3 protein-coding genes, 1 tRNA gene and 2 pseudogenes are annotated in these 5,522 nt (G+C 58.5%); 5 read left to right on the top strand and 1 reads right to left on the bottom strand.

Annotated features, from left to right (window positions below; all coding sequences use genetic code 11):
- Positions 1-215: 215 nt before the first annotated feature.
- The 5 genes and pseudogenes from BVER_RS27175 to BVER_RS27195 all read left to right on the top strand — a co-directional run.
- Complete coding sequence (locus BVER_RS27175; protein WP_050455906.1) at positions 216-1,208, top strand: polyprenyl synthetase family protein; 993 nt, start codon at positions 216-218, stop codon at positions 1,206-1,208.
- Between the two features lie 31 nt (positions 1,209-1,239).
- Positions 1,240-1,316, top strand: a tRNA-Pro gene (locus tag BVER_RS27180).
- 790 nt (positions 1,317-2,106) lie between these two features.
- Positions 2,107-3,015 carry a plasmid replication initiator TrfA gene (trfA, locus tag BVER_RS27185; RefSeq protein ID WP_083452392.1) on the top strand — a complete coding sequence of 303 codons (909 nt, stop codon included), beginning with the start codon at positions 2,107-2,109 and terminating at the stop codon, positions 3,013-3,015.
- A 101-nt stretch (positions 3,016-3,116) separates the two neighbouring features.
- The gene (locus tag BVER_RS27190) at positions 3,117-3,422 is read left to right on the top strand and encodes a hypothetical protein (protein WP_050455908.1); all 306 of its coding nucleotides are present in this window, start codon (positions 3,117-3,119) and stop codon (positions 3,420-3,422) included.
- A 137-nt stretch (positions 3,423-3,559) separates the two neighbouring features.
- Positions 3,560-5,419 (top strand): annotated as a pseudogene (locus BVER_RS27195) (DotA/TraY family protein); the annotation flags it as partial.
- Here the strand turns inward: BVER_RS27195 and BVER_RS33010 are convergent.
- Positions 5,399-5,522 (bottom strand): annotated as a pseudogene (locus tag BVER_RS33010) (IS5/IS1182 family transposase); the annotation flags it as partial. The pseudogenes BVER_RS27195 and BVER_RS33010 overlap by 21 nt on opposite strands.

Below are 5,522 nucleotides of genomic sequence, written 5' to 3' on the forward strand. Positions count from 1 at the left end.
TACCCGGAACAATGGACTCCAGTCGTCCCCATATCTCATCGGTCAGCAACATTCGACTCATCTTGATCGCTTACGCAAAAGATGAGATGTAAACACATTTCTTCAAATGTGAACAGAGCCTAGCAAACCACGACGGCGCGCGCGTTCCGACGCGCCGACTGCCGGTGCAGGTCGGATTCGACTTATAATCCACCGCATTACCCTAATTACCGATCATGTCGTCCACTGCCACTTCATCTCCCAACGCCGCCGCGCTGCTCGCCCCGATTGCAGAGGACATGCAGCAGGTCAATCGCATCATTCGGCAGCGCCTGGCATCAGAAGTGATGCTCATCAACCAGATTTCCGAGTACATCATCGGCGCGGGCGGCAAGCGGCTGCGTCCGGCGCTGCTGCTGCTGGTTTCGGGCGCTTTGGGCGAGACGACCGGCCATCGCCACGAACTCGCGGCGGTGGTGGAATTCATCCACACGGCAACCTTGCTGCACGACGATGTCGTGGACGAATCCGATCTGCGTCGCGGCCGCAAGACCGCCAACGCGCTGTTCGGCAACGCGGCGAGCGTGCTGGTCGGCGATTTTCTCTACTCGCGCTCGTTCGAGATGATGGTGAGCGTCGGCAAGATGCGCGTGATGGAGATTCTTTCCGTCGCGACCAACATCATTTCCGAAGGCGAAGTGCTGCAGTTGCTGAACATGCACGATCCGGACGTCGACGAAGCGCGTTACATGCAGGTGATCCGCTACAAGACGGCCAAGCTGTTCGAAGCGGCCGCGCAACTCGGCGCGGTGCTGGCGGGGTCGGATGCGCGCACGGAAGCGGCGGCGGCGGAATTCGGCCGGCGCATCGGCACGGCGTTCCAGATCATGGACGACTGGCTCGATTACACCGGCACGCCGGAATCGATGGGCAAGAATGCCGGCGACGATCTGCGCGAAGGCAAGCCGACCTTGCCGCTCATCTATCTGATGGAGCACGGCACGCCGGAACAGGCGGCGCTCGCACGCGAAGCGATCGAACAAGGCGGCACGGATCGTTTCGACACGATCTTCCACGCCATCACGACGTCCAGCGCGCTGGATCACACGCTGGAATGCGCACGCAAAGAGGCTCAGGCAGCGGCAAATGCGATTTCTTCATTTGCCGATTCCATTTTCAAAGAGAGCCTGCTAAAATTATGTTCTTACTCGACGTCGCGGCAGTCTTGAAAGAGACTAAAGCAACGCAGAGGTCCAAATTCGGGGTGTAGCTTAGCCTGGTAGAGCGCTACGTTCGGGACGTAGAGGCCGGAGGTTCGAATCCTCTCACCCCGACCAGATTTTCTTAGAAGGATCAACGACTTATCGATCCTCTTCTAACTCACTGTTCATGTCGAGTTAGAGTAAATATCCCTTCTGGTTGTCCCAAGAATGTCCCGTCAGTTGACGGGACTTTTTCTTTTGTACTATCTTCTCATGTCGGCATTCATGCGCGCCTAACGCTTCGGTGGTGGCTTGGATGTTCGATTCTCTATCGTGAGTGCGCAAGGATCGGTCGGAACCACTGGCGGCTACCAGTCTCCGACCTGTAGCAGAACCGTCTAGGAGCACCTTTTAAAAGGTATCTCTAATGAATGGTTTTGCTCGTCTCAAGAATGACGCCTCCCGGCGCGTCATCTTCATCGAAGAGCTTTCCGAGCTGATTGGGAAAGCACCGACAACCATCCGTACTTGTGCGACGAACGCGAAGTACCTGCATCTCATCCCCCGCCCTTTTAAGATGCCGCATAGCCGTCGGCTGTGCTGGTACGAACATGAGGTTCTCGCGTGGATTGACGCCAGCCGAGAGCCACCGCCTCCGGCCGCTCGACCCCACGCGGCCGCCCGACAAAGGCCCAGCAATTGGCTTGGCAACGCCAACCCGGATCGCGGTCGTCGACCGAGGGGACGCGATGAAGGTCGGCGTCCTGATCGATCCCGCAGCATAGCGTGCTGGCTTTGAGGCCGGCGAAAACGGCAGAGCCATGACGCCCTGCCCTGCCAACCTTGACGCCTTCTCCTATTTTTCGGGCTGGATCGAGGAAGACGCGAAGCGTCGAGGTTACGACTACAGCGCGGGGGCCAAGCGATGAACATTTCGCAACGCGAATATACGCCCTGCTCGCAAGAGACCCGCAAACCGCGCCATGCTCAAAATGTCCTGAGCACTGACATGTGGTCGCGAATACAAGAGCGGGCGGCACGCGAGCTCTCGCGGCCTCGCCAAATGTTCCTGCCCGGCCTAGAACCGACGATGCGGGCAATGCCGAACCACATCGCCCGAAGCAGCCTGTTCGCCCCTCTGTCGAAAACCCACCAGCGACGCTTTCTCAACGACCACATCCTAATCAGCCGCCGCGACGTGGTGATCAGGTTTAGAGGCATCCAACTCGACGAAAGCCAGGCCGACGTCTGGATGCAGCTCATGCATATCGCGTCGACCTCCCCATTAGGCGAGCCGTTCGATGTGCGCAGCGCATCGATACTCGAAGCGATGGGCCGACAGATCGGCGGAGCCGAGTATCGGTGGCTTCGGCGAGCCGTGGAGGCGCTCTACACGGCCACATTGATCATCGACGTCGTCAACAAGTACCGCATTGGCGACGGCGATTCCGATGGTGACGGAATACGAATGATCGATCGATTCAGATACGACGCATCGAGGAAGCAATACACATTCGTAATCGACCCTCGATGGGTCGCCATGTATGGCAACCAGGAATTCGCGCGCATCGATTGGGAAAAGCGGCTAGCAATCAAGCGAGGCCAAGACATGGCCAAAACGTTGCAGCGCCTCGTCGCTACTTCTGCCGACAAGGTACAGCGATACGGCCTCGATTTGCTCAAGGAGAAGCTTCAATACACGAGTCCCCTGCGCAAGTTCCGAAGTGCTTTGTGCGCCGCGCTGACGGAGCTGGAGCGCGTTGAAGTCATTGCCGCCGCGCACATCGGGACCAGCACACGTGGCTCGGAGCAAGCGGTCTGGACCAAGTTATAGCCATGCGCGCCTCCGCCCTCTGCTCGGTTCATCGGATCGTCGCAATTGAGTACATGCGTATGTACGTACATACGCAAACGCGTAAATACAAGGAGTAAAAAATGCCAAGCCCTGATGAAAAAGAAGTCGCCAAGCAACTGGCGCTGAAGCGGTTGTTCCTCTTTCTCGCCCTTTGGGCGCTCTTCGGTATCGTCACCGAGCGACTGTTTCAACCACTTGTGTGGTCGATCCTATTGGTCATCGCGACCGTCCTCGCTTGGTGCTCCGACGAACTTCTGTGGCGCGCACGCCATCCAGACCGGTCGTATATCGACTACTACCGACGGCGGTTCTGGTGGGCTCACATCTTTGATCACGAGATTCGGTTCTGGGAAGCCAAGAGCAATCAACGGGAGGAACAGCAATGAACTGCATCAAGATTACGCGTGCGCTTTTGCTGCTGATCGTCGGCTGCTGGATGTCCATGCCGGCATTCGCCGAAGGTACGACACTCGGCGAGATCACGTAGGCAGCGCAGCGCTCTGGCGACAAATCGCGCCAAGCGCTCGTCACCATCTACGGGAACGTCGTCAACAATCCCCTTGCGACTGGCGGTGCCGGCGGCAGTGACACGATCCTCGCCGGCATCTTCCAAGTCGCGAACGGCGCGCTGCTGGTCATTGGCGCGCTCTTCGCGTGCTACGTGATGTTCCGTAAGGTGTCGCAGACAGCGCACGACGGCACAGTCTACGACCGCGAGAAGCACACGCTGTGGGGGCCGATCCGACTCGTTTGGGGCTTGGCCGCCCTCGTGCCGACCGCGAACGGCTGGTCGCTCGCGCAATTGCTGATGTTGTGGGCTGCAGCGGTGATGGGTGTCGGTGTGGCAAACATGGGCGTCGACGCCGCCGTCACGGCGTTTAATGACGGGAAGGGAATGGTGTTGCAGCCCGTCATGCCCAGCACCAACGAGTTAGCTCATAAGATCTTCGAAATCGAGTTGTGCCGCCACGGAATTAACGCAGGCTTGACTACAGGGTCTAGCGAGGGGGCTCTCCTTCCCGAAAACAGCTATGTGCAAACGCAAGCGACGGATACCGGGTTCGTCCTCGCCAACATGAGCTTCGTGTGCGGCGGTGCCAATGTCGACCCCAACCTCGAATCGCAGCCGAGCTCGACGAGCTGGTTCTCGAGCACGATCGATGTCGCCGAGGTCCGCAGAGCCCACCTCCAAGCCCTCTCCAGCATGGAAAAATCGCTCAGTGAATCCGCGCTACAGTTCGTCAACGCGGTGACGATCCGCAGCACGAGCGGCAACAGCGCACTGCCTGACACCGAAGTCTCAATTCAGGCAGCGGCACAGCAGTACGAAAACACCGTCAACTCGATGGCCGCTACGAAACAGGGCAACATTGGGGAGTTGGCCGGCCAGCTCAGCTCATCCATCAAAGAAGGTGGGTGGTGGACACTCGGTCAGTGGTATCAGACCTTCGCCACGGCCAACACGAAGCTGTCCGATGCTGTAGCCGGTAAGGCAACGACATTCGGCGCATCGATCAGCGGTGATCCCGGCATGATGACCGTCTACACGATGGCCTTCAATGCGTACCAAGCGCAGCAGGGCCGCGCAACGACGACGCACGCTACTTCGCTCGGCACGCAACGACAGGACGACGGCGGTAACATCATCGCGAAGCTGTTTAGCTCGCCAGGGCAAGCGTTGACAGCAGCAATCACCAACATCAACGATAGTGGCGAGTCGCGCGGCCAAATCAACCCGCTCATCAAGATGAAAAACCTGGGCGATCACCTTACTGGCGTCGCCGAAATCGGTCTTGCTGGGTACCTGACCGCCAAGGGGCTCGAGAAGACCAGCGAAAGCTTCAGCATCGCAGGTTTGGCGTCGCGGGCAGCCGACGCCAGTGGTGCGATCAGTTTCATCAAAGGCGCACTGGATGGTGCCGGGCCGATCATCATGATGATCATCATTGCCGCGTTGCTCCTCGGCCTCGGTCTGTCGACCTACCTGCCAGCGGTGCCGTTCATCATCTGGCTCGGCGCAGCCGTGAACTGGCTCGTCGTTGTCGGCGAAGGCGTGATTGCGGCCCCGCTATGGGCAATCACGCATCTCGGCGGGGAAGGTGACGGCCTCGGCCACAAAACCGCTCACGGCTACATCTTCCTCCTAGAAATGACGGTTCGTCCTATCCTTATGGTGATCGGCTTCTTCCTCGGAGGAGCAGGGATCATCGCCGGAGGAACGTTGCTGAACGAAGGCTTCGGCATTGCTCTGGCCAACGCGCAGTTCGACTCGTTGACCGGCATCGGTTCGACTCTGGCGTATTGCACGATTTACTTTTCGATGTGTCTCAACCTCGTGCATAGCTGCTTCAACCTGATCTTCCTAGGTCCTGTTTACATTTAAGAGCGGCCCGAAGGCAGACACGATGGAGACAAAGGTGAGGTAGCTGTGGGCGAGTTTGTCATATCGAGTGGCGACGCGACGAAAATGCTTGATACGCTTAAAG

The sequence above is a fragment of the Candidatus Burkholderia verschuerenii genome, assembly GCF_001189365.1.
GTDB classification, from domain to species: Bacteria; Pseudomonadota; Gammaproteobacteria; order Burkholderiales; family Burkholderiaceae; genus Caballeronia; species Caballeronia verschuerenii.

Coding starts and splice junctions, on each gene's coding strand:
- trfA (WP_083452392.1), top strand. CDS start 2,107: ATGAACATTTCGCAACGCGAATATACGCCCTGCTCGCAAGAGACCCGC.
- BVER_RS27175 (WP_050455906.1), top strand. CDS start 216: ATGTCGTCCACTGCCACTTCATCTCCCAACGCCGCCGCGCTGCTCGCC.
- BVER_RS27190 (WP_050455908.1), top strand. CDS start 3,117: ATGCCAAGCCCTGATGAAAAAGAAGTCGCCAAGCAACTGGCGCTGAAG.